This is a genomic window from Exiguobacterium sp. s11, assembly GCF_018619015.1.
Lineage (GTDB): Bacteria > Bacillota > Bacilli > Exiguobacteriales > Exiguobacteriaceae > Exiguobacterium_A > Exiguobacterium_A indicum.
On record NZ_JACSNF010000001.1, the window covers coordinates 1,367,449 to 1,390,724 of the forward strand.

Genomic DNA, 23,276 nt, shown 5'->3' on the forward strand with positions numbered 1-23,276 from the left:
ACTATTCCCCCGTTTGTTTAGGTTGTTTTTTCGGAAGTTTCCGTGTATCCGGAGCTTTTCTTCCGTTTCCGTTCTGCGTCAATTTTAACACAAGACGGTTGACGAGGGGTTCGAGTTCATTACGTACTTGCCGGTAGACGTTCATCGATCCGCCGTACGGATCGTTGATATCCCGTTCAAGCCCTGTCACATATTCATATAAGGTGAACGTCCGTTCTTTCAGTTCCGGATAGCGTTCACCGACTTCCTGCTTGTGCTGACGCGTCATCGTCAAGATGATGTCAGACCAACGTCCGAGTACATCATCAAAGACTTGCGTATAGTGCTCGAGTTCGATCCCGCGCTCGCGCAACACTTGTAAGGCGTTCTCGGACGCATCAAATCCTTGCATCGAACGTAGTCCTGCTGAACGGACGTCGAATTCCTGATCAGCGACCTTCGAGCGTAGTAATGCCATCGCCATCGGGCTACGGCATGTATTTCCTGTACAGATGAATAAAACGCGACGTGTGCTCATCTCCGTATCCTCCTTCTTCAAGGGCGAATGACCCGACCACCTGCTGCTTTATGGAGGCGGTTGCGGACCGCAAGCCCCACCCCTTCTTCTGATAGGTCTCGTACAAAAATCTGATCCACCGTCGTCTGATCAAATCGCCGTAAACAATCGTAAAGACGTTGTGCCGCCGTCTCCATCGAATTACCAAGGGAGCAGCGGACATCTGCGTCGACATCCTCCCCGTCAAACAGGAGAACGCCCGTCTTGTGTCCGGTTTGTCGCGCATCATCGATGAGTTGCTGTAAGAATGAAAGATCCCCTTCGACGACGGACAGTGTTGCTTCCGGCGCATAGTGGGTATATTTCATCCCGGGTGCCTTCGGTGTAACATCTTTCATCGATAAGGCAGGATCGAGTGTGACAGGACCGATGACCGACTCGATTTGTTCGCGTGTCACGCCACCCGGTCGTAAAATCGCCGGTGGCGTCATCGTACAATCGATGACAGTCGATTCGACCCCGATGCCCGTTTCCCCTCCATCGACGATCGCAGCGATGCGTCCCGAGAGGTCATATGCGACGTGCGCAGATGACGTCGGTGATGGTTTTCCGGAACGGTTGGCACTCGGTGCTGCGAGGCCCAGCCCTGTCGCTTCAATTAATTGAAGCGCGAGCGGATGGTCTGGCATCCGTAATCCGATCGTATCTAGTCCTGCTGTGACGAGTGTGGATGCGGTGCCGTTCGATTCGAGGATGATCGTCAAGGCTCCTGGCCAGAACGCCTCCATCAAACGTGCCGCGACATCTGGAATGTGCGTGACGAACTGATGTGCCTGTTCTACGGATGCGACATGGACAATCAGTGGATTGTCGGAAGGTCGACCCTTCGCGGCGAAGATTCGCCGAACAGCCGCTTCGTTCGTTGCGTCTCCTGCGAGACCATAAACGGTCTCGGTCGGCATCGCCACGACCTCTCCTTCCTGCAATAACCGAACTGCTTCATCCATCGTCTGTAAGTCAATCATTTCCGTCTTCACGCTGTACAATCCTTTCGTTCCGCATACACGATACGGTCTTTACCGTTTATATCTTTTAAAATACCCGTTTCCGCATTTGGATAACGTTCTTTTAACATCATTTGCACTTCTGGTCCTTGATTGTGTCCAATTTCAAACGCAATCAGTCGGAAATCGTCGCGTAAGACCCGTCCACTCTCCTCGACGAGACGTCGGTAAAAGACGAGACCGTCTTTTCCGCCAAACAGGGCGAGATGCGGTTCATGATCGAACACGACTTCACTGAGTAATTCTTCTTCCTCGATATAAGGAGGGTTCGAAACGAGCACCCGGACGGAATCATCTGCGAGCGGTGCGAGTAAATCTCCTTCAAGGAACGTCACGTCTCCACCAAGCGCTGCTTGATTTTGCTTCGCGACCGCGATTGCAGCTGGTGAAATATCGACGGTCGTGACCGGTTGCTCGAGTTCGAGGGCGAGCGTGATTCCAATCGCCCCGCTACCGGTACCGATGTCGACGATTTGTCCCGCGGCGAACGTCTCGCGTTTGAGACGCTCCGTCACGAAGACGATCAACTCTTCCGTTTCCGGTCGTGGAATCAAGACATCCGGTGTGACACGAAAGTCCCGTCCGTAAAACGGCTGATAGCCGATTAAATGCTGAACGGGCACACCGTGCACATGAGCAAGCAAGTATTCACTGAATCGTAAATCCTGCTCCGGTGTCAATTCATCGGACAAGCGGACAAGGAGTCCGGTCCGGTCGACTTCTAAGACGTGCATGAGTAACCATTCGGCACTTGAACCCTCGCGTCCTGCTTGTTCCATCATCGTTTTTGCCTCATTTAGACGTTTTGCGATCCGCATCAGTTTGCCGCCTCCGATGCTCGCGCCTGATGTTCCATGACGAGCGTATCGATGACTTCATCCATCTCGCCTTGCAAGATTCGATCAAGCTTCTGAATCGTCAATCCGATGCGATGGTCCGTCACCCGGTTTTGGGCGAAATTATACGTCCGAATCCGCTCTGAACGGTCACCCGTACCAACAGCCGACTTTCGTTTTTCATCATACTCCGCTTGCTGTTCGCGTTGAATTTTATCGTAGACACGCGCCCGTAAAACTTTCATCGCTTTTTCCTTGTTCTTGATTTGCGATTTCTCATCCTGACAGCTCGCGACAATCCCCGTCGGCACGTGCGTGACACGGACGGCGGACTGCGTCGTATTGACGGACTGTCCACCCGGTCCACTCGACGTGAACGTATCGACCCGGACATCCTTATCATGGATTTCGACCTCGACGTCTTCTGCTTCCGGTAACACGGCAACCGTTGCGGTCGATGTATGAATCCGTCCACCCGATTCCGTTGACGGAACGCGTTGGACGCGGTGTGCCCCGTTCTCATACTTCAGTTTCGAGTAGGCGCCTGTTCCTTTGACGATAAAGATGATTTCTTTATAACCACCGAGCTCCGTATAGCTCGCGTCGATGATCTCAATCTTCCAGTTCTGTTTCTCAGCAAACTTCGAGTACATCTTAAACAGGTCACCCGCAAATAAGGCTGCCTCATCTCCCCCTGCCGCACCACGAATCTCGACGATGACGTTCTTATCGTCATTCGGATCCTTCGGTAAGAGTAAAGCTTTCAGCTTCGCTTCGAGCTCTTTGATCTCCGGCTCAAGCATCGCGACTTCTTCCTTCGCAAGGTCGCGCATCTCCGGATCTGTCAACATCTGACGTGCCTCTTGATAGGCTTCCATCTTCTCGCGATAGACGCGATATGTCTCAACGGTTGGGGCAAGCTGCGACTGCTCCTTTGAGACCTCGCGTAATTGATTCGTATCATTGATGATGGCTGGATCAGCCAACATATCATTCAGTTTTTCATAACGGTCCTCTAAGGCACTCAATCGATCCAACATCTCGGTCATCCTTCCTGGCGGTTCTTCTGTCGTCAGTATAGCAAATATTGCGATCGTTGGCGTAACCGTCTTCTCGAAAAGAAACATTGACAGACCGATTCGAAATTCCTATAATTGGTGTATTAATTGAACTAGTACACTTAAGGAGGTGAAGAAATGTTCACCGTCGATCCGAAAAGTCCCTTGCCGATTTATGAACAGTTAGTCACGCAAATCATCCGCTCGATTGCTCGTGGTCTACTCCGCTCCGGCGAACAGATGCCATCCGTTCGTGAACTTGCCGGTACACTCCTTGTCAATCCGAACACGGTCTCCCGTGCCTATCAGGAACTCGAGAGCCGCAACTTCATCGTCACGATGCGCGGCAAAGGCTCCTTCATCTCAGATATTCCCCTCAGTGAAGTCAAACAAGCCGCTATTCAAGATCCACTCATCCGTCTTTGTTCCGTCGCCGACGAACTCTCGATCTCAAACGAAGAACTCTATCAACTCATCTTACACATAAGGGAGGATTCCTCATGTTGACCGTTTCTCATCTAACGAAACAAATTGACCGTACCATGATTTATGAAAATGCATCCTTCACCCTGCCAGCAGGAACGATCACCGCGTTGATCGGTCGTAATGGTGCCGGAAAAACGACGTTACTGAAAACACTCGTCGGAGCCCTCGAGCCGACACGCGGAAAGGTCGAATGGAACAACGAATCCATTCACCATGTCCCGCAGACGCGGGAGCACCTCTTTCTCGTTCCGGACTCCGTCTCCGTCTATCGTCAAATGACACTTGGCGAACTGATCAACTTCTACAATGCGTTCTATCCGAATTTCGAAAAGACGTATATCGAAAATTATTGTCGCTCGTCGAATCTCGATCGTGGTCGTCGCGTGACATCTTTATCAAAGGGACAAGCCCAGTTGTTCCTTCTCCAACTCGCGTTTGCAACCAATGCTCCGGTTCTCTTACTCGACGAACCAACTGATGGACTTGACCGGATCAACAAACGTGATTATCTGAAACAACTCGTCTCATTACTCGCGGAGCGCCAGACAGCCGTTCTGATTGCTTCGCACCAACTCGAAGAACTTGATTCCCTTGCCGATCGTGTCATGACGATCGAAAAACACCTCGTCCGCGAACCAAAGGCACTCGACGATGCCAAAGCTAGCATGCAGAAATGGCAAGTCGTCTATGAAGATGTTCCAGAGCTCAGTCATGTCGATCTCCACGTCTTATCCCAAACGGGTCGGGTCGTGACGTTACTCGTCTTATCGGATGAAGGCGCACGTTATCTTGAAACGACAAGCCCTCTCTTAAAGGATGCTTTGCCAGTGCAGATGGAAGATTACTTCTTAGGGACATTTGGAGGGAAACGACATGGTTAAGCAATTGATCCGCTATCATATCAAGCAAGGTATTTGGCCTCTCGCTTGTTTCATTCTGCTCGCAATCTTCAGTTATGGGTTCGGCAGTTATACCGTCATCAATGAATTCGAAAAATACGATGTGTCTCAGCAACCCGATCTACTCAACACTGTACTCGTCAGTCCGTTCTTCGCTGGGTTCGCAGCGATTCTGATTGCCGTCTTCGCAATCCTGATGCTCGGCTCTGAGCGTGGAAGTGGTCGTAGTTTGATCTTGCATGCACTCCCATTCCCGAAGGTCTGGTTGTTCTGGATCAAATGGATCATCGGTGTCGTGACATTGATCGTCTTCCCGATCATCGGCTTTTTTGCTAGTTGGTTATTACTGCAAGCATTCGGTATCAATCCGTTTGATTACGTCACGTGGTCGTCACTCCTTCAAGATTTTGGTCTATTCCTTCTATTTGATGTGACGATTTTGACGATCTTCTTATTCGCCGGAACGATTGCTGGTGATATCATCGGACAACTGTTACTCGGAACGTTCTTCTTGTTCTTGAATTACTTCACGTATTTCAGTATCTATGCTATCGGTCAACTGGGTTTTGGCGTGGGCTATGAAGAGTTAGACAAACCAACAAGCTTTTTGATGACGATCACGACGCCATTTGCGCTCTTCTTCGAGTACAATACCGATTTCAACATCACCTATGCTGTGTTGTTCAGTTTAGCCTTGACGGTTATCTTACTGATTTTCGGTAGTCGTCTCTATGTCAAAGGTGCGAACGAACGTCTCGGGCGTTTCACGATTTTCCCGAAACTACATCCAGCACTCATCATCACCTTCTCGATCTATACGACGATTCTGCTCGCTGGCATCATCGGTCTGATTTCGTCTGAGAACCAGTTCCTGTACTGGCTCGCGATCGCGATTCTCGCCTGGCCGACGTTTAGCTCGTATCGTCGGATGATTGGGTGGAGTCGCTAATGCAACGAATGGACCTTCTGAAATGACTTTTCAGAAGGTCCATTTTTTTGTCATCGATTCTTCACAAAGCTTTACAAACGATAAACATGGATTTCACATTCTATCCGTAAGGTGGAGTTTGTAGGTCGTATCAATCATCAAACCCCAGCACCTTTCGAGGAGGAACTCTTATGAAATTAAAACGTATCATTCCGATTTTTGCCTTATCAACCCTTTCCCTTAGTACGATGCTCTCGATGCCTGAAGCAGAAGCAAAGACAAAACCTGTTAAATCACCGGAAATCCGGAACGTCATCTTCTTGATCGGCGACGGGATGGGGGTCTCGTATACATCAGCACATCGTTACTTAAAGAACGATCCATCGACACCGGTTGCTGAAAAAACAGCGTTTGACCAATACCTCGTTGGTCAACAGATGACTTATCCGGAAGATCCGAAGGAAAACGTCACCGATTCCGCTTCCGCAGCAACAGCGATGTCATCCGGCATCAAGACGTATAATGCAGCGATTGCCGTTGATAACGATAAATCGGAAGTCAAGACCGTCCTTGAAGTAGCGAAAGAACGTGGTAAGTCAACAGGACTCGTTGCAACATCGGAAATCACGCATGCGACACCTGCTTCGTTCGGTGCTCATGATGAGAGCCGAAAGAACATGAACGCGATCGCAGACGATTACTTCAAGGAACGCGTCAATGGGAAGCATAAAATTGACGTTATGCTCGGTGGCGGTAAGTCGAACTTCGTCCGTCCGGATGTTGATTTGACGAAAGCATTCAAAAAAGACGGTTACAGTTACGTCACGGATCTGGATCAATTGCAAGGTGATAAAAACAAACAAGTCCTCGGTCTGTTCGCAGATGGTGGATTACCAAAACGGATTGACCGCGAAAACTCGGTCCCATCGCTTGAACAAATGACGAACTCTGCCATTAAGCGACTCGACTCGAATAAAAAAGGATTCTTCCTGATGGTCGAAGGTAGCCAAGTCGACTGGGCCGGTCATGACAATGATATCGTCGGTGCCATGAGTGAGATGGAAGACTTCGAGCGGGCATTCAAAGCCGCGATCGCATTTGCAAAGAAGGATAAACATACACTCGTCGTCGCGACAGCTGACCACTCAACGGGTGGATATTCAATCGGTGCAGATGGCATCTATAACTGGTTCGCTGAACCGATCAAAGCGGCAAAGAAAACACCTGACTTCATGGCGCAAAAAATCGTCGATGGTGCGGACGTCCGCAAGACGTTGACGACGTATATCGATCAGGACAAACTCGCCTTGACGGACAAAGAAATCGATAGCGTCTCCCGCGCTGCTGAATCGAAGAAATTACTCGAGATTGATAATGCGATTGAAGAAATCTTCAACGAACGCTCGCATACAGGCTGGACGACAGGTGGACATACAGGTGAAGACGTACCGGTCTATGCGTTCGGTCCTGCTAAAGAACGTTTCGCGGGACAAGTCGACAACACGGATCACGCGAAAATCATCTTCAATCTCTTGAAATCGAAGAAATAAGGAGAATGTTCATGAGACAGATACTTGCTACTTTGATGCTCGGGACGGTGCTCGCTGGTTGTGGCACTTCAGCATCACAAGACACACCAAAAGAACCAGCGTCTGCGAAACAGGAGCAGCCGGTATCGCTTGAAAAAACAAGCGCCTACGTTCCAAACCCACAAATTCCAGACGATCGCGATTTGACAAAAATCGATCAGACCGTCACGGATGATAAGGGCGACCTGACGCTTAAACAATTCAAACGAGTGAACGAAACACAGAAGATTGGTCCGATCGAGATGACGATCGAAGAGATCAAAGTATTCCATGCTCGTCCAAGCTATGGCATGATTGATTTCTTCCATGGCTTTACGCACGATGAATCCTTTGATTTGATCAAGACACGGGTCACGATCAAGAACACAAGTAATGAACCGGTCACGTTCAATCCTGTCGCCCACTTCAAACTCGATGCTGCGACAGAAAAGACGCTCGAGGACGACGTCTATTTGGAGTCGCTTGCGAAGACTTACGCCCCGTCCGAGTCACGGAGTGGTAACTTCGGCTTCATCTTGGAACATCCGGTTGACTCGATTGAACTCTTGACGAGTGATGTTCTCGATGAAAAACAAGATGTCCTCAAAAAAGGAACGACGTTTTCGACGTCTCTTCGTTGACTGACATTCACACTTCTACGCTCTATCTATTTTCCGGTCATATCCGGATCATAGGTGGAGCTATTTTGATGCCTGTAATCGTTCCATGCTACACTAAAGACATTATTTGAGTGTAAAGGACGGATCATATGCCGAAGTATTTAAACATCTATCACGAGCTCGCACAGCGGATTCAGGAAGGAACGCTCCCGGCCGAAACGAAATTACCTTCTGAAACGGAATTGATGCATGAATTCGAGGCGAGCCGCGGAACGGTTCGAAAAGCGATTGATGCCCTGCAAGAAAAAGGCTTCGTCCGTAAACACCAGGGGAAAGGTGTCTTCGTCCTGTCGCAAGAAGCGATCGAGTTCCAATTCAACGGCATCGTCAGCTTCTCGGAAGCACATCGCCGGATGGGGCGTCATACCGTCGAGACGGATGTGCTATCGTGCGAAGTGCTCTCCGCCTGTCCTGAGCTCGCTTCGTTATTGCATGTGGCACAAGGAACGAACGTGACGCGCATCGAGCGAATTCGCCAAATCGATGGTGAACGTGTCATCCGTGACATCAATCATTTCGTGACAGCACTCGTACCCGGACTCACGACTGACATCGCTCAAGGTTCGATCTATCAGTACATCGAAGAGACACTTGGTCGGCAGATCAGCTACGCAAAACGAAAGATTGAAGCTCGCCCTGCGACAATGGAAGACCAAGAACGACTTGATCTTCACGACATGACACACGTCATCGTCGTCACGAACGATACGTATTTCTATGAAGGACAACATTTCGAACGGACGGAATCGCGTCACCGGCTCGATAAGTTTCAGTTCACTGATATTGCACGGCGTTGAATATAGGCTGCAAGATGAGGGAATTCGTAGATGACGGATTCTCTCTTTTTTATTCTCCCTAACTTATCTATATAAGTCCTTGACCAACTTATATAGATAAGTTAAGATAAGTGTGCGCAGATAAGAAAACGTTTTCATTTCAAAAGTGGTCGAGTATGTCACTTCCAAAAAGGAGCATCGAGATGAAACCAAACTATCGTCAGATTGCAGAGCAAATCATTGAGAACATCGGAGGTAAGGAGAACGTTGAGCAGGCAGCTCACTGTGTCACCCGTCTTCGTTTAACGCTTAAGAATCAAGAGCTTGTCGATCAAGAAGCCTTACTTGAAGTTCCGCTCGTCAAAGGCTCGTTCTTGAACGCGGGTGTCTATCAAATCGTCATTGGTGCCGGAGACGTCGACCGGGTCTATGCAGAATTCATTCAATTAACCGGTTTACAGGCAACGACGATCGCAGATGTTAAATCGTCTGGCGCTGCCAAGATGAATCCGTTCCAAAAGTTGATCAAAGTCTTTTCTGATGTCTTCATGCCTATCATCCCGGCGATCATCGTTGCTGGTCTCTTAATGGGAATCAATAATCTATTCGGTATCGAGTTCGGTGGCAAGACGATGATCGATCGTTATCCAAACTTACAAGGACTTTGGGATCTCATCAATATGATGGCAAACACCGCCTTCGTCTTCCTCCCGGCACTCGTCGGTTGGTCAGCGACGAAACGCTTCGGCGGAAGTGAGATTCTCGGGATCGTCATGGGTCTGATGCTTGTTCATCCAGATCTCTTAAACGCATGGAACTACGGACAAAGTGCTCTAAAAGGTGAAATCCCGACGTTCAACATTCTCGGTCTCTTTGAAATTGAAAAAGTCGGTTATCAGGGACAAATACTCCCTGTGCTCGCCGCTGCTTATGTCCTTAGTACGATTGAACGATGGCTCAAAAAACGCGTACCGAATGCGATTCAATTACTCGTCGTACCGATTACGACGATCACATTGACCGGATTCCTTGCCCTTGCCGTCATCGGACCGGTCACGCGTCAAGTCGGTGACTGGATTACGATTGGTGTCGTCAATACGTTCGAAGCTGTTCCGTTACTTGGTGCCTTACTCTTCGGCGCACTCTATGCGCCGCTCGTCATCACCGGCATGCACCACATGTTCATCGCTGTTGACCTACAGTTGATTGGACAGAGCGGAACGACGTTCATCTGGCCGATGATCGCGATTTCGAACATCGCTCAAGGTTCAGCAACGCTTGCGATGCTTTTCCTCGCGAAAAACGTCAACGATAAGAACATGGCGTCAACGTCGGCACTATCCGCTTACTTTGGGATCACGGAACCAGCGATGTTCGGGGTTAATCTTCGATTCAAATATCCGTTTTATGCGGCACTCGTCGGATCAGCAATCGCGTCTGCCTTCATCGCAGTCAGCGGTGTCCTTGCTCCTGCAATCGGTGTCGGTGGCTTACCTGCTTTCATCTCGATCGTACCCGGGTCGATTCTATCGTTCATTGTCGGCATGGTAATCGCAATTATCGTTCCTATTGCCTGTACGTTCCTGTTCCACTATGTCTCAACGAAACGCGCAAAAAAAGCCGCACTGAAAAAAGCGGCGTAATTTCAGAAAGGTGTGTATCTGATGATCACGACAACCGATTGGCGCAAATCCGCCGTTTATCAAATCTATCCGAAGAGTTTTTATAGTCCGGAGGGCAAAGCGACCGGTACGTTGCGTGGGGTCACGGCCAAACTCGATTATCTGGCGGATCTTGGTGTCGATTACCTGTGGTTGACGCCGGTCTATGCCTCACCGCAAAACGATAATGGATATGATGTCAGTGACTATTACGCGATTGATCCCTCGTATGGAACGATGGATGATTTCGAGACGTTACTCGCAGAAACAAAACGACGTGGTCTGTCGGTCATGATGGATATCGTCGTCAATCACTGCTCGACGTCACACGCTTGGTTCGAAGAAGGACGTCATCCGGACAGTCCCTATCATGACTACTTCATTTGGCGCGAGACACCGAACGACTGGGTATCGAAGTTCGGCGGTCCTGCTTGGTCATTCGATGAGGTAGCTGGTAAGTATTACTTGCACCTGTTCGACAAGACGCAAGCGGACCTGAACTGGGAAAATCTCCGACTCCGGGAAGACGTTTACGCAATGATGCGCTTTTGGCGCGATAAAGGGGTCAGCGGCTTCCGACTCGACGTCATCAACTTGATCTCGAAGACGCCAGGGCTTCCCAATGATCCCGAGGGAGACGGACGTGCGTACTATACGGACGGACCAAACATTCATGACTACTTGCAAGAGATGAACGCAGCCGTTTTTGCCGGACACGATCTCTTGACGGTCGGTGAGATGTCGTCGACGTCGCTTGAACATTGTCTTCAATATTCTTCGCTCGAAAATCAAGAACTGAAGATGACGTTCAACTTCCATCACTTGAAGGTCGATTATCCGAACGGTGAGAAATGGACGGCTGCACCGTTTGACTTCAAGCAGTTGAAACAAATTTTCTCCGACTGGCAAACTGGCATGAACGGACAAGCATGGAACGCGATATTTTGGTGTAACCATGACCAACCCCGCGTCGTCAGCCGGTTTGGTGACGACGTCGCGTATCGTGTCGAGAGTGCAAAGATGCTCGCGACAACGCTTCATGGCTTGCAAGGTACACCGTATATTTACCAAGGAGAAGAGATCGGAATGCCGAATCCGGACTTCACGAATCTGTCCGACTACCGTGATGTCGAGACATTGAATGCCTATCAAGAAGCACGGACCAACGGCGTATCGGAAGAAGCAATTCTCGCTGCGATCCGTCAAAAATCGCGCGATAACGCGCGGACACCGATGCCTTGGTCGGACGCCGTCAACGGTGGCTTTAGTACAAGTGAGCCATGGATTCCGGTCTCGCCGACGTATGATCAGATCAATGTCGAGGCTGCTGTCGCAGACCCTGATTCGGTCTATCATCATTACAAACGGTTGATTCAACTCCGCAAACAGTATGACGTGCTCACGGACGGTTCATACCGGCTGTTGACACCGGACGATCCATCACTCTGGGCGTACGAACGCGCAACGAGTGAAGAAGAATTACTCGTCGTCTCGAATTTCTACGGAACGGACACGACGTTCACTTTACCTCATGACGGATCGGACTATACGGTGTTGCTTCATAATTATCAGCAGATGCAGACAGAGGGGTACACTTTAACGTTACGACCTTATGAATCACTGATGCTTTATCGTAAAAAGTGATTGAATGAGACGGAGCACATGCAAAAAAGAGAAGGTTAGTCTCCAAGGGATACCCTAGAAACCAATCTTCTCTTTTGTTGAATAGATATAGAATGTGAATGCCTATTTCTCGACTCCTACAAGAAAAGAAAGCATGGTACATGCTTTTGTCAGGGAAAGCGAGGATGGCAGAGTCTTTCATTTTCGCATGTTCTACGAAACTTTCCGATTCGCTTCTTCTCGTCTCAACTGTTCGCGGAACAGTCGTGTCTCAGCAATGACGACGCCGGACAATCCAATCAAACCGATTAAGTTCGGAATCGCCATCAATCCGTTGAAGACATCAGAAATCGCCCACACCATGTTCAAGTTCGTCGTCATCGCGCCGGCTCCGGCGACTAAGACGAACAGGATGCGGTACGGTAGGATTGATTTTTGACCAAACAGATAATAGATCGATTTTTCACCGTAGTACGACCAGCCAAGAACGGTCGAGTACGCGAACATGACGAGACCGATCGTAACGATGTATTTCCCGGCAGGACCGAGGAAGACTTCGAAGCTCGCCGTCGTCAATTCAACACCCTCCAACTTCGTATCGAGCTGCCCTCCCATGACGAGCGTCAGTCCCGTGATCGAACAGACAACCAATGTATCGAGGAAGACTTGTGTCATCGAGACGAGTGCTTGACGCCCCGGGAAGTCCGTCTTCGCAGCAGCGGCTGCGATCGGTGCTGAACCAAGTCCTGCTTCGTTCGAGAAGACACCACGCGCGACACCGTAACGAATTGCCGCCCCGATTGCCCCACCCGTGATGGCCTCGTTTGAGAACGTACTACTGAAGATCGTTGAAATCGCACCTGGAATCAGATCATAGTTCATGATGAGAATCAGCAAGCCACTTCCGACATAGAAGAAAATCATGAACGGAACGAACAGACTGACGACTTTCCCGATTGACTTGACCCCACCGAGAATGACGACACCCGTCAGTACCATCAATACGATCCCCGTCACGTAAAGTGGCACATCAAACGTTGATTTCATCGCGAGGGCGACCGAGTTCGTCTGGACCCCGTTTCCGATCCCGAACGCAGCGATCGAAGCGAACGCGGCAAACAAGACACCGAGCCATTTCTGCTTCAGTCCACGCTCGAGGTAATACATCGGTCCTCCTGCCATCTGTCCTTTTTCATCAACGACACGATATTTGACGGCAAGAATCGCTTCCGCATATTTCGTCGCCATCCCGAACAGACCGGACAGCCACATCCAGACGATCGCGCCTGGTCCCCCGAGGACGACGGCGGTTGCGACACCGACGATATTCCCCGTACCGACGGTCGCAGCCAGTGCCGTCATCAACGCTTGAAAGTGACTGATGTCACCTTCTGACTTATCGTCCTGATGCTTTGAAAACGCAAGCTTCAGCGCATACGGCAGTTTGGTAATTTGAATGAATCCTAAGCGAATCGTCAAGTAAATCCCCGTACCGACCAACAGAATGAGTAACGGTGGTCCCCATACGATATCGGACACCGCACTAATCCACTCACTAAATGAATTTCCCATTCGTCTTACCTCCCTTTATGAGATATGTAGTTCCTTACCATTTTTTCAGAATTTACTGATAATTGTCAAACTATTTTTTCATGAAACTATTTTGATACTTCTTCATTTCAATAATTCACTACGATCGTTGTCATCGGAGTGTTCAGTGTAATCTTTATTATTTTGATTTTATAATCGATCTTCGGTCCTCTTCGCCAACTGCAGGCAAAACCTACGAACTTGCCACTCAAGACGATCGAATATTTGAATCTCGCGTCCGGTGAGGTGCTGTCCTTCATCGATACGAAAGTCGTCAATGACAATGATTTATTCGAAGCTATCTCGAATCAATACTAGGATGACGCTCAAGCATTCCGCGATATGCACGAACAGATTTCCGTCAGTCAAAAACAGACGGAAGCACTAAAAGAAGTTCTTCGTCAGTTCCAAGTCTCAAAAAAAGTCCCCTCGTCTTCATCGAAGAGAGGGAACTTCATGGTTTATTGCGCTGCACCTGTGAGCGGTTGTGCATCTTTTGCTTCCGCAGGTAATTTGATTTCGTTGATCTCATTGAATTTCGAGAACGTCGATTGGTTTTTCATCGTGAAATCGGTATTTTTCTCGACCGCAAAGACCATATCCATATCGAGTGATTTCGGATAGAATGTTTTCGCGTCATACGTCATCGTGTAGTTCATTTTCTTGTAATCGATGCTGTCCATCGCATCTTTCATCTGTGCCATCTGTCCTGTCTGCTCGAGCGAATCCTTCATGAATGCTTTGAGGTCGTCCCCTTTTAGTTTGACGTCGATTTGATAAACGTCACCCTCTTTTTTGGCGGTCCAGTTGTCTTTGTACTTTTTCAGTAGCTTGAGATTTTGATCCGTCGATGCCGATGACTCCATCGCCTCAACCATATCACCTAGCTCCGAGACATCTTGAACGAGCCATTGTCCGTTTTGCGATAGATACATCTTATCGTCGACGATATAGCTCTCGATCGACATGTCCTTACCGTTTTGTGGATTTTTCATCGTCATCGTCTGGTGCATCGTAAGCGGCTTCTGGATGATATCGGCTGATACCTTCTGATCTACTGCCATCTCACCTGCTTTTGAATTGACTGTCCCTTCCATGTGGAACGATTTAATATCCTTTTGAGCGGCTGTCGCTTTATTCAGTAATTCCGTATTCGAGAGTTCCCCCGACTTCGTCGAACCAGACCCACTGCCACTACCCGAATCCGTCTGCCCATCTTGACATCCAGCTAGTCCAATCGATGCTGCAACGATCCCAGCTGCTACCCACCTTGTTTTCTTCATATTCATTTCCTCCTTTATACGCGTTACCCTGATTTACGAAAAACATTGGAAAATGTTTCAAAGTTTCTTTATTACATCATTACCGTTCTTCTTCAAAACAAATCCTCATATTTCAAATCTACTATTCTTTTTTTGAAATTTGATTTATCACCTGCAAAATGTCCACAAAAAAATAGGATGACGGAAACTTCCGTCACCCTATCCTTATTTCGTTAGATCGTGCGTAAAAGATTCGCCATCTCAATCGCGGAAACGGCAGCTTCGTAGCCTTTATTTCCAGCTTTCGTACCGGCACGTTCGACCGCTTGCTCGATCGAATCCGTCGTCAGGACACCGAAGATGATGGGTACGCCTGTATCACGCGACGCACTCGCGACACCTTTCGCGACTTCGTTACAGACATAGTCATAATGTGATGTTGCTCCGCGGATGACGGCTCCCAGTGTGATGACCGCATCATACTTACCGCTTTTCGCTAACTTTTCCGCAACGAGTGGAATTTCAAATGCTCCCGGAACCCACGCCGTATCGACAGCATCCGCTGCAACACCGTGACGACGGAAAGCGTCGTTTGCTCCTCCGACGAGTTTTGAAGTGATCAATTCGTTAAAACGTGCTGCGACGATTGCGACGCGTAGTCCTTCTCCTGTTAAGAAACCCTCGTAGATCATGATGTGTGTCCTCCTTGGATGTCGAGCCAGTGCCCGAGTTTCGTTTGTTTTGTTTTTAGGTAACGCTGATTTTCCGGCTCGGCCGGTACTTGATGGGGTACACGTTCGATGATTTCGATCCCCTCTTGCTCGAGCACCCGTTGTTTGTCCGGGTTGTTCGTCATCAAGCGGATCTTCGTCACGCCGAGATCGCGCAACATATTGGCTGCGACCGTGTAGTCACGCATGTCCGTCGGATAACCGAGTGCATGGTTCGCTTCGACCGTATCGAGTCCTTGTTCTTGTAACTCGTACGCTTTTAACTTCGCCATCAGACCGATGCCGCGTCCTTCCTGACGTAAATACAAGACGGCTCCACCTTCTCGTTCAATCCGCTCGAGTGCCGCATCGAGTTGTGGTCCACAATCGCAACGCTTCGAACCGAAGACATCCCCTGTCAGGCATTCCGAGTGTAGACGGACGAGCATCCCGTCTTGCGCTTCGCCGGATAAGACAGCGACATGTTCTTTCTCGTCTTGCGTCGTATAGCCAATCATCCGGAAAGCTCCGAACGTCGTTGGAAGTAATACTTCTGCTTCACGTGTCAATGGACGCTCGAGATACGCGACAAGTGCTTCGATCGTGATCAGTTTTAAATCGTGTTCTTCCTTATAGAGAAGTAGATCGTCGACCCGTGCCATCGTGCCATCTTCTTTAATGATTTCACAGATGACGGCGATCTCATCGCTACCGGCAAGACGGGCAAGATCGACACCTGCTTCCGTATGTCCGCGTCGCTCCCGGACACCACCCTCTTTTGCGATCAACGGGAAGATATGACCCGGTCGTTTGAAACGTTCCGGTCCATCCGTCAGCATCCGCTGAATCGTTAGCGACCGTTCCTCGGCACTGATGCCGGTCTTTGCCTCTTCATGATCGATGCTGAGCGTGAATGCCGTCCCATGCGGGTCCGTATTATTCGCTGTCATCGGAGCAAGTTCGAGTCGCTGTGCGATCCGCGGACTGACTGGTACACAGACGAGTCCTTTTCCATGTGTAATCATGAAGTTGATGTTTTCCGGTGTCGCGTGTTCCGCGAGCATGACGAGATCGCCTTCATTCTCACGATCCTCGTCATCACAGACGATGATCGGTCGTCCGTTTTTCAAATCTTCTATTGCGTCTTCAATCAAGTCGAATCCGTTCATTACATGTCGCCTCCTAAGAATGCTGCCCAGTCCGTCTGCTTCTCATGCTGCGTGAAATGATAGAGATGTTTCGCCATCATGTCACACTCGATATTGACGACTGCACCGCTTGCCAATCGATCAAACGTCGTCACTTGACGGGAGTGCGGAATCAATGAAATCGAGATCGTTTCCGGTGTGACGCGTTGCAACGTCAGGCTCGTGCCGTTGATTGCGATCGAGCCTTTCGGAATACAATACTTTTGCCACGCTCCGACATCAAACGTATAGACCATCGCTTCTCCATCCGGTCGCCGACTGATCAGTCGGGCTGTTCCGTCGATATGTCCACTAACGAAATGTCCACCGAAGCGACCGTCTGCCGGCATCGCCCGCTCAAGTTGCAAGGGACTTCCGACTCGGTACGTACCGAGTGCTGTTGAACGGATCGTGTCATGGACGGCATCTGCCGTGAAACCGGTTGGACTCATCGACGTGACCGTCAAACAAATCCCGTCGACGGCGATGCTATCACCGATCTTCGTTCCTTCGAGTACCCGGTGCGCCTCAATTTCAAGCGCTAACCCGTTCGGTCGCGGGATCTTTCGTTTTAAGGTTCCGACTTCTTCAATCAATCCGGTGAACATGTCGTCTCCTCCTTTCGGATGTACGTCAGATGGAGATCCGGTCCGACCGTCTCAACCTGGTCGATTTGAAAACGATCTTCGATATCGTGTTGACCATTCCACGCATCGCCTTCAAAAATCGATGGGGCTTGGTAGACTTCGATTCGGTCAACGAGATCTGCCTCAAGGAAAGCGGCTTGAATCGTTGGTCCGCCTTCAATCAAGACACTACGGATGTCTTGTTCGTATAAGCGTTTCAAAATCGCTTCCGGCGTCTCATATTCACCAACGAGGACCGTCACCTGATCGTGACTAATCCGAGGAACACTCGTCAGCCAGTAGGTTGGATTTTTACCATCGCGGAAGACTTGCGCCGTCTCCGGAATCCGCCCCCGGCGATCAACGATTACTCGAATCGGCTCGATGCCTGACGATGCGCGTAACGTCAGTGCCGGATCATCGACGAGCACCGTCTCACTTCCGACGAGGATGGCATCGTGGCGTCCACGCAGGGCACGACCGTTCGCGCGTGCTTCTTCTGACGTGATCCAGCGCTGTTCACCTGTCGCCGCGATCCCGTTCATCGTCTGAGCGATTTTGACGGTCACGGTCGGACGTTTTCGTTCGATCGTCTTCCAGAATGCCGTGTAAAGGGCTTCTGCCTCATGCCGTAACAAGCCGACCTCGACTTCGATTCCCGCGTCCTGTAGCCGTTTGATTCCGGAACCAGCGACAATCGCATGTTTGTCTTCCGTTGCAACGAAGACTCGTTTGATTCCTGCTTGTAGAATTGCTTCCGTGCATGGTGGCGTCTTGCCGTGATGGTTGCATGGCTCGAGCGTCACGTAGAGATCGGCACCACGGGCGGCTTCTCCTGCCATCCGTAAGGCTTCGACTTCTGCGTGCGGCCCACCGGCAAACCGGTGTGCACCGAAGCCGATGATGCGTCCTTGTTTGACGATGACACAGCCGACACTTGGATTCGGACTTGTTTGTCCGTGTAACATTTGTGCTAATTGCATGGCATAACTCATCATCTGTGACATCGCGTTCACTCCTTTCAAATGAAAAAAGACGCCCCTTGAAAAAGGGGCGTCTGTATAGAAGGGTTCACGAAATACACGGTTCGCTTCCTGCATTTTTTCATGCAGAAAGAGACCGTCTCCTGAAAACATTTTTTCAGAAAACAGCTTGAATCGCGTCGTTTCGTTCTTCTCCCATCCGGACTTTACCGTCGGCCCTGGAATCTCACCAAGTCAGCCATGATGCGTACATCATGGGTCGCGGGCTCGTCGATCGATTGATCGCATCACCGCCGGTTGGGATTTTCACCCTACCCCGAAGAACTGGATTATTGAGTTATACAACTTTAGCCTAGCATATCTTTTTCAAGAAAACAAAGCGCAAATGCTTCTGTCTTGTCTCTTTTTTGATTTCGCTCCAGTTCTGTCACTCATCACCAATTCGTGATCGATCGCATCTCAAAAACGACCGGAGCACTTGATAGCAGTGCATCCAGTCGTCGTTTTCCGCTTATAAATATCCGTTCTTCCGATCGTGGAATTCTTGAGCGATCGCCCCGCGCGTCCGTTCATCAGCGAGGACGCGAAGCGCTGTCCGAGCGAGGATTTTCGCCCCCGTGATCAATGCTTCATCTCCAGCTGCTGAACGGGCCGCTTCTTTGAATGCTTCCGTATGGGCGACGAGATCGTCCGGACCAATCTTGATATACGGATGGATCGTCGGGATGACTTGACTGATGTTACCGGCATCCGTCGAGCCAAGACCCGGTCGTTCGTCTAAATGGACCGTTTCGCCGAGCGCCTCTGCTTCTTCTTGGAACAGACGGTCGAACGTCCGATTGAAGACAAGGTTATCGACTTCATTTTGGAAGGCGATGACATCGAGCGTCGCCCCAGTCGCGAGTGCCGCGCCTTGGGCGACGGCTTTGACTTTTTCCGTGACGGCATTCAATCGTTCCCGTGTCGTTGCCCGGATGAAGAAACGTGCTCTTGCGTATTCCGGGATGATGTTCGGCGCATCGCCTCCATGCGTGATGATCCCGTGGATCCGGACATCGTCTGGTAACTGCTGACGTAAGGCATTGATTCCATTGAAGAGTTGAATGACAGCGTCGAGGGCGTTGATGCCTTCTTCCGGTGACGCCGCTGCGTGTGCCGGACGACCCGTAAAGGCAAAGTCGAGTGGATCGACCGCAAGGGAAGAACCCGTGATCCGTGTTTGTCCCGACGGATGGACCATCAAGGCTGCATCGATTCCTTCGAGTAACTGATGTTTGACGAAACTGCCTTTCGCACTACCGTTCGGTCCACCTTCCTCGGCTGGTGTTCCAAGGACAACGACACTCCCGCCGACTTCATCGAGCACTTTACTGAGCGCGATCGCCGCTGCGACGCTCGTCGTGCCGATGATATTATGACCGCACGCGTGACCAATACCCGGCAACGCATCGTATTCAGCAAGAAAGGCAATCGTTGCGCCTGGTCGGTCGCTCGATTTCTTCGCGAAGAACGCGGTATCGTGCCCCGCAACGCCGAGTTCTACTGTAAAACCTTCCGCTGTTAGACGTTCCGCATGGAGCCGCGAAGCAAAGAATTCCTCGTTCCCGATTTCCGGCGTTGCATGAATCCGGTGACTTGTCTCAAGATACGATTCCCGTTTTTGTTCGATATCCTGTTCAATCGTCTCTACCCATGTCGTGCGTACTGGTGTCGTCATACTGTCCACTCTCCTTTTGAAATTATTCGCCGATGTCGCTCAGTGGAACGAACGTCGGGATCGTACTGCCTTTGTATTCTTTTTTGATGAAGGCCGCGACATCTTTTTGTTGATACAGCGATGCGATTTTTTTCAGTTCTTTTTTGTTCTTGTCTTCCGTCCGTGTCGCGATGATGTTGATGTATGGTTTTGCTGTCTCGTTCTCATGAACGATCGAGTCCTTGATCGGGTTGAAGCCAGCGTCAACGGCGATGCCATTGTTGATGATTGATGCCGCGACGTCCGGTAAGACGCGTGGCGTTTGTCCAGCGACGATCGGAACGATTTTCAGCTTTTTCGGATTCTCGACGATCTTATCGACCGAACCGTTGCCATCGAAGTCGTCCGGTAGCTTGATCAGACCTGCTTCTTGCAGTAACAAGAGGGCGCGTCCCATGTTCGTCGCTTCGTTCGGAACAGCGATTTTTCCGCCATTTGGAATATCTTTGACATCCTTGTATTTATCCGAGTAGATCCCCATCGGTGCGATGACAGTCGTCGCAATCGGCGATAGCTTCAAGTTATGTTCTTTCTTGAAAGCGTTGAAGTAGGAAATCGTCTGGAAGGCATTGGCGTCGATCTCACCCTCAGCCAGTGCCATGTTCGGCTGGACATAATCGGAGAACTTGACGAGTTCGATTTTGATGCCTTCCTTCTCTGCTTTTTTGGCGACATAATCCCAAACTTGTGTGTCTGAACCGCTGACACCGAGCTTGATCGTCTTTTCGTCTTCTCCTGATGCTGCGCACCCGGCAAATAAAATCGTCGTGAGTGTTGCTCCAATTGCTACTGCTTTTTTCATGACTGAATCGCTCCCTTGATTAATGTCTTCTGATTTTTCGTGCGACGATGTTGCCTGTCGTCTGTAAGCCTTGGACTAAGATGACGAGAATCCCGACCGTGATGATCATGACTTTCGTATCAAACCGTTGATAGCCGTAAGTAATTGCTAAGTCACCCAAACCGCCACCACCGATGGCGCCTGCCATCGCCGACGCCCCGATCAAGCCGACCGTCGCGATCGTTAAGTTCAGGATGAGTGAACCGAGTGCTTCCGGTAGGAGGAAGCGGAAAATCGTTTGAAACGGTGTCGCGCCCATCGCTTCTGCTGCTTCAAGAACGCCTTTATCGACTTCGAGTAAAGAACTCTCGATCAGACGCGCCATGTACGGTGCAGCGTAAAAGACGAGCGGAACGATTGCGGCTTCTGTTCCGATCGATGTCTGAACGATCAAGCGCGTCAACGGGATGATTGCGACGAGTAAGATGATGAACGGAATCGAGCGGAAAATATTGACGATACTGTTGAAGAACGTGAACAGCGGGACATTTTCAAGCAATGCTCCTTTTCGCGTGACGACAAGCAGGATACCGAGTGGCAAGCCGATCAAGGTCGAGAACAAGAGCGAAACGGATACCATCGTCATCGTCTGCAAAAATGCTGTCCAAATATCACTGTAGTTAACTAGCATCAGCGAGCACCTCCTCAACGGTTACCTGTGCCTGATCGATGTAGTGTAAGGCACGTTTCACTTCTGTCGTCTCACCGATCAGTTCAACGAGTAATGTGCCGAACGGCGTCTCCTGCAACTCCGTGATGCTACCGTGCAGGATATTGACATCGACGTCGAAGCGTTTTGCGACTTGCGATAAGAGTGGTTGTCCGGTGTGATGTCCAAGGAAGTGAATCTTATAGATTGGATGCGCATTCCGGGACTCGATCAACTGACGAATCGACGCTGGAATCTCGTCATGCATGACGGAGCGAACGAAATTTTTCGCTGTCTCAGTCTGCGGGTTTGAAAAGACATCAAAGACCGTTCCTGACTCGATTAGCTTCCCAGCTTCGATGACGGCTACACGATCGCAAATCTCCCGGATGACGCCCATCTCGTGGGTAATCAAAAGAATCGTGATCCCGTACTCGGCATTGATCCGTTTTAATAACTGAAGAATATGATGTGTCGTCTGGGGATCAAGTGCTGACGTCGCTTCGTCACATAAAAGGACGGAAGGTTGCGTCGCGAGTGCCCGGGCGATACCAACGCGCTGTTTCTGCCCACCCGACAATTGATCTGGATAATGATCCGCCTTGTCCGCGAGATCGACGAATTCGAGCAACTCCGTCACCCGACGGCGAATCTCATCTTTCTTGACGCCTGCGAGAACGAGTGGTTTTGCAACGTTCGTAAAGACCGTGTTCGCATTCAATAGATTGAAGTGCTGAAAGATCATTCCAATCCGTTGTTTTGCTTGGCGTAATTTTTTCGGAGACAGTTGCGTTAAATCTTCCCCATCGACCGTCACCGTTCCTGACGTCGGTCGTTCTAACAGATTGACACAGCGGAGCAGTGAACTTTTCCCGGCACCGCTAAAGCCGATGACACCAAAGATTTCGCCTTTCTCGATCGTCAGGTCGACACCGTCGAGCGCTGCAATCGTCTGATCTTTCGTGACGTACGTTTTTTTGACTTGATGAAATGCAATCATTCCGTTTTCCCCCTTCATTCAACAAAAAAGGTCCCTTCTTGAGAAACAAGAAGAGACCTGGATCCGCACAGTGGCAGAATCCACTCCACTCATCTCTCAGACATCTGTCTGATGGAATTGGCACAGTGCTCATAATGAGTCTGTTGCCGAGGTTTCGTAGGGCCAGTCCCTCCACCTCTCTGGATAAGTATTGCGGTATGAAATTCGTATGTGTGTTGTTGCGTTGTTGCTTATGTCGTAAAACTAATTTTTACATTACGGGTCGAAACTTTAAAAGTCAACCAACTTTGCAAAAATAATCCATTTGGCGCATATCGATGGATTTACAAGTTATGAATTAGCTTAATGAACGGATCACGATTCGTCAAGAAAGATTTGACAAGTCATTTTTGGTCGTGCTACCATCGTTTCAATGATTATTCCGACAATTCCAATATGATATTTATCAAGAGTGAACGAGAGACCTGGCTCTATGACTTCACGGCAACCTGCAATTTGTAAGGTGCTCCGACCAGCAAAGCGCGGCTTTGGATGATACGGTGAAAAACTCGTGGGCGTCCAAGAAGTGACGTCGACGAGTTTTTTTCATGAATGGAG

Annotated in this window: 22 protein-coding genes and 3 riboswitches; of the genes, 8 read left to right on the plus strand and 14 right to left on the minus strand. The window is 49.7% G+C overall.

What is annotated here, in order from left to right; translation table 11 throughout:
• Position 1: 1 nt before the first annotated feature.
• Genes KNQ12_RS07150 through prfA form a run of 4 tightly spaced genes read right to left on the minus strand, consistent with a single transcriptional unit; the run spans position 2 to position 3,436 of the window.
• Positions 2 to 517, minus strand: a complete 516-nt coding sequence (locus KNQ12_RS07150; RefSeq protein WP_023469513.1) for a low molecular weight protein arginine phosphatase — start codon at positions 515 to 517, stop codon at positions 2 to 4.
• A 17-nt stretch (positions 518 to 534) separates the two neighbouring features.
• Positions 535 to 1,521 (minus strand): L-threonylcarbamoyladenylate synthase, encoded by a 987-nt coding sequence (locus tag KNQ12_RS07155; RefSeq protein WP_217448999.1) that lies wholly within the window; start codon positions 1,519 to 1,521, stop codon positions 535 to 537.
• An 8-nt stretch (positions 1,522 to 1,529) separates the two neighbouring features.
• The gene (gene prmC / locus KNQ12_RS07160; RefSeq protein ID WP_214747128.1) at positions 1,530 to 2,378 is read right to left on the minus strand and encodes a peptide chain release factor N(5)-glutamine methyltransferase; all 849 of its coding nucleotides are present in this window, start codon (positions 2,376 to 2,378) and stop codon (positions 1,530 to 1,532) included.
• Positions 2,378 to 3,436 (minus strand): peptide chain release factor 1, encoded by a 1,059-nt coding sequence (prfA, locus tag KNQ12_RS07165; RefSeq protein WP_023469516.1) that lies wholly within the window; start codon positions 3,434 to 3,436, stop codon positions 2,378 to 2,380. Before prfA ends, prmC begins: the two co-directional genes overlap by 1 nt.
• A gap of 156 nt (positions 3,437 to 3,592) precedes the next feature.
• Here prfA and KNQ12_RS07170 point away from each other — a divergent pair, with 156 nt between their 5' ends.
• The 8 genes from KNQ12_RS07170 (at position 3,593) to treC (ending at position 12,096) form a co-directional block, all read left to right on the plus strand.
• Positions 3,593 to 3,961, plus strand: coding sequence for a GntR family transcriptional regulator (locus tag KNQ12_RS07170; RefSeq protein ID WP_023469524.1), 369 nt, complete (start codon positions 3,593 to 3,595; stop codon positions 3,959 to 3,961).
• On the plus strand, positions 3,955 to 4,821 hold the full coding sequence (locus tag KNQ12_RS07175) for an ATP-binding cassette domain-containing protein (protein WP_214747131.1): 867 nt from the start codon (positions 3,955 to 3,957) through the stop codon (positions 4,819 to 4,821). Before KNQ12_RS07170 ends, KNQ12_RS07175 begins: the two co-directional genes overlap by 7 nt.
• The gene (locus KNQ12_RS07180) at positions 4,814 to 5,788 is read left to right on the plus strand and encodes a hypothetical protein (RefSeq protein ID WP_214747134.1); all 975 of its coding nucleotides are present in this window, start codon (positions 4,814 to 4,816) and stop codon (positions 5,786 to 5,788) included. Before KNQ12_RS07175 ends, KNQ12_RS07180 begins: the two co-directional genes overlap by 8 nt.
• Before the next feature lie 170 nt (positions 5,789 to 5,958).
• On the plus strand, positions 5,959 to 7,317 hold the full coding sequence (locus KNQ12_RS07185) for an alkaline phosphatase (protein WP_214747137.1): 1,359 nt from the start codon (positions 5,959 to 5,961) through the stop codon (positions 7,315 to 7,317).
• 11 nt (positions 7,318 to 7,328) lie between these two features.
• Entirely contained in the window at positions 7,329 to 7,976 is a 648-nt protein-coding gene (locus tag KNQ12_RS07190; protein WP_214747141.1) for a DUF4352 domain-containing protein, read from the plus strand.
• Positions 7,977 to 8,104: 128 nt separating this feature from the next.
• On the plus strand, positions 8,105 to 8,812 hold the full coding sequence (treR, locus tag KNQ12_RS07195) for a trehalose operon repressor (RefSeq protein WP_214747144.1): 708 nt from the start codon (positions 8,105 to 8,107) through the stop codon (positions 8,810 to 8,812).
• Between the two features lie 182 nt (positions 8,813 to 8,994).
• Positions 8,995 to 10,434: a PTS system trehalose-specific EIIBC component gene (gene treP / locus KNQ12_RS07200; RefSeq protein ID WP_214747147.1), complete on the plus strand. Its 1,440-nt coding sequence runs from the start codon at positions 8,995 to 8,997 to the stop codon at positions 10,432 to 10,434.
• Positions 10,435 to 10,455: 21 nt separating this feature from the next.
• Positions 10,456 to 12,096, plus strand: a complete 1,641-nt coding sequence (gene treC, locus KNQ12_RS07205; RefSeq protein WP_214747150.1) for an alpha,alpha-phosphotrehalase — start codon at positions 10,456 to 10,458, stop codon at positions 12,094 to 12,096.
• 192 nt (positions 12,097 to 12,288) lie between these two features.
• On the opposite strand, the gene KNQ12_RS07210 is transcribed toward treC, so the two are convergent.
• From KNQ12_RS07210 to KNQ12_RS07255, 10 genes are all read right to left on the minus strand, one after another.
• Positions 12,289 to 13,647 carry an alanine/glycine:cation symporter family protein gene (locus KNQ12_RS07210; protein ID WP_214747153.1) on the minus strand — a complete coding sequence of 453 codons (1,359 nt, stop codon included), beginning with the start codon at positions 13,645 to 13,647 and terminating at the stop codon, positions 12,289 to 12,291.
• A gap of 479 nt (positions 13,648 to 14,126) precedes the next feature.
• Positions 14,127 to 14,948 carry a DUF6612 family protein gene (locus KNQ12_RS07215; protein WP_214747156.1) on the minus strand — a complete coding sequence of 274 codons (822 nt, stop codon included), beginning with the start codon at positions 14,946 to 14,948 and terminating at the stop codon, positions 14,127 to 14,129.
• A gap of 212 nt (positions 14,949 to 15,160) precedes the next feature.
• A complete protein-coding gene (gene ribH, locus KNQ12_RS07220; RefSeq protein WP_035395821.1) occupies positions 15,161 to 15,619 on the minus strand; it encodes a 6,7-dimethyl-8-ribityllumazine synthase in 459 nt (152 codons plus the stop codon).
• Complete coding sequence (locus KNQ12_RS07225) at positions 15,616 to 16,806, minus strand: bifunctional 3,4-dihydroxy-2-butanone-4-phosphate synthase/GTP cyclohydrolase II (protein WP_035395818.1); 1,191 nt, start codon at positions 16,804 to 16,806, stop codon at positions 15,616 to 15,618. The genes ribH and KNQ12_RS07225 overlap by 4 nt, the downstream gene beginning before the upstream one ends.
• Positions 16,806 to 17,432, minus strand: coding sequence for a riboflavin synthase (gene ribE, locus KNQ12_RS07230; RefSeq protein ID WP_035395815.1), 627 nt, complete (start codon positions 17,430 to 17,432; stop codon positions 16,806 to 16,808). Before ribE ends, KNQ12_RS07225 begins: the two co-directional genes overlap by 1 nt.
• A complete protein-coding gene (gene ribD, locus KNQ12_RS07235; protein WP_214747158.1) occupies positions 17,417 to 18,457 on the minus strand; it encodes a bifunctional diaminohydroxyphosphoribosylaminopyrimidine deaminase/5-amino-6-(5-phosphoribosylamino)uracil reductase RibD in 1,041 nt (346 codons plus the stop codon). The genes ribE and ribD overlap by 16 nt, the downstream gene beginning before the upstream one ends.
• Before the next feature lie 159 nt (positions 18,458 to 18,616).
• A riboswitch (FMN riboswitch) is annotated at positions 18,617 to 18,761 on the minus strand.
• Positions 18,762 to 18,944: 183 nt separating this feature from the next.
• Positions 18,945 to 20,150, minus strand: coding sequence for a M20 family metallopeptidase (locus KNQ12_RS07240; RefSeq protein ID WP_214747161.1), 1,206 nt, complete (start codon positions 20,148 to 20,150; stop codon positions 18,945 to 18,947).
• Positions 20,151 to 20,172: 22 nt separating this feature from the next.
• On the minus strand, positions 20,173 to 20,991 hold the full coding sequence (locus KNQ12_RS07245) for a MetQ/NlpA family ABC transporter substrate-binding protein (RefSeq protein ID WP_023469540.1): 819 nt from the start codon (positions 20,989 to 20,991) through the stop codon (positions 20,173 to 20,175).
• A 19-nt stretch (positions 20,992 to 21,010) separates the two neighbouring features.
• The gene (locus KNQ12_RS07250) at positions 21,011 to 21,661 is read right to left on the minus strand and encodes a methionine ABC transporter permease (protein ID WP_023469541.1); all 651 of its coding nucleotides are present in this window, start codon (positions 21,659 to 21,661) and stop codon (positions 21,011 to 21,013) included.
• Positions 21,651 to 22,679, minus strand: coding sequence for a methionine ABC transporter ATP-binding protein (locus KNQ12_RS07255; protein WP_214747164.1), 1,029 nt, complete (start codon positions 22,677 to 22,679; stop codon positions 21,651 to 21,653). The genes KNQ12_RS07250 and KNQ12_RS07255 overlap by 11 nt, the downstream gene beginning before the upstream one ends.
• Before the next feature lie 86 nt (positions 22,680 to 22,765).
• Positions 22,766 to 22,869: riboswitch (SAM riboswitch) on the minus strand.
• A 249-nt stretch (positions 22,870 to 23,118) separates the two neighbouring features.
• Positions 23,119 to 23,220: riboswitch (SAM riboswitch) on the plus strand.
• The last annotated feature ends 56 nt before the right edge of the window (positions 23,221 to 23,276 follow it).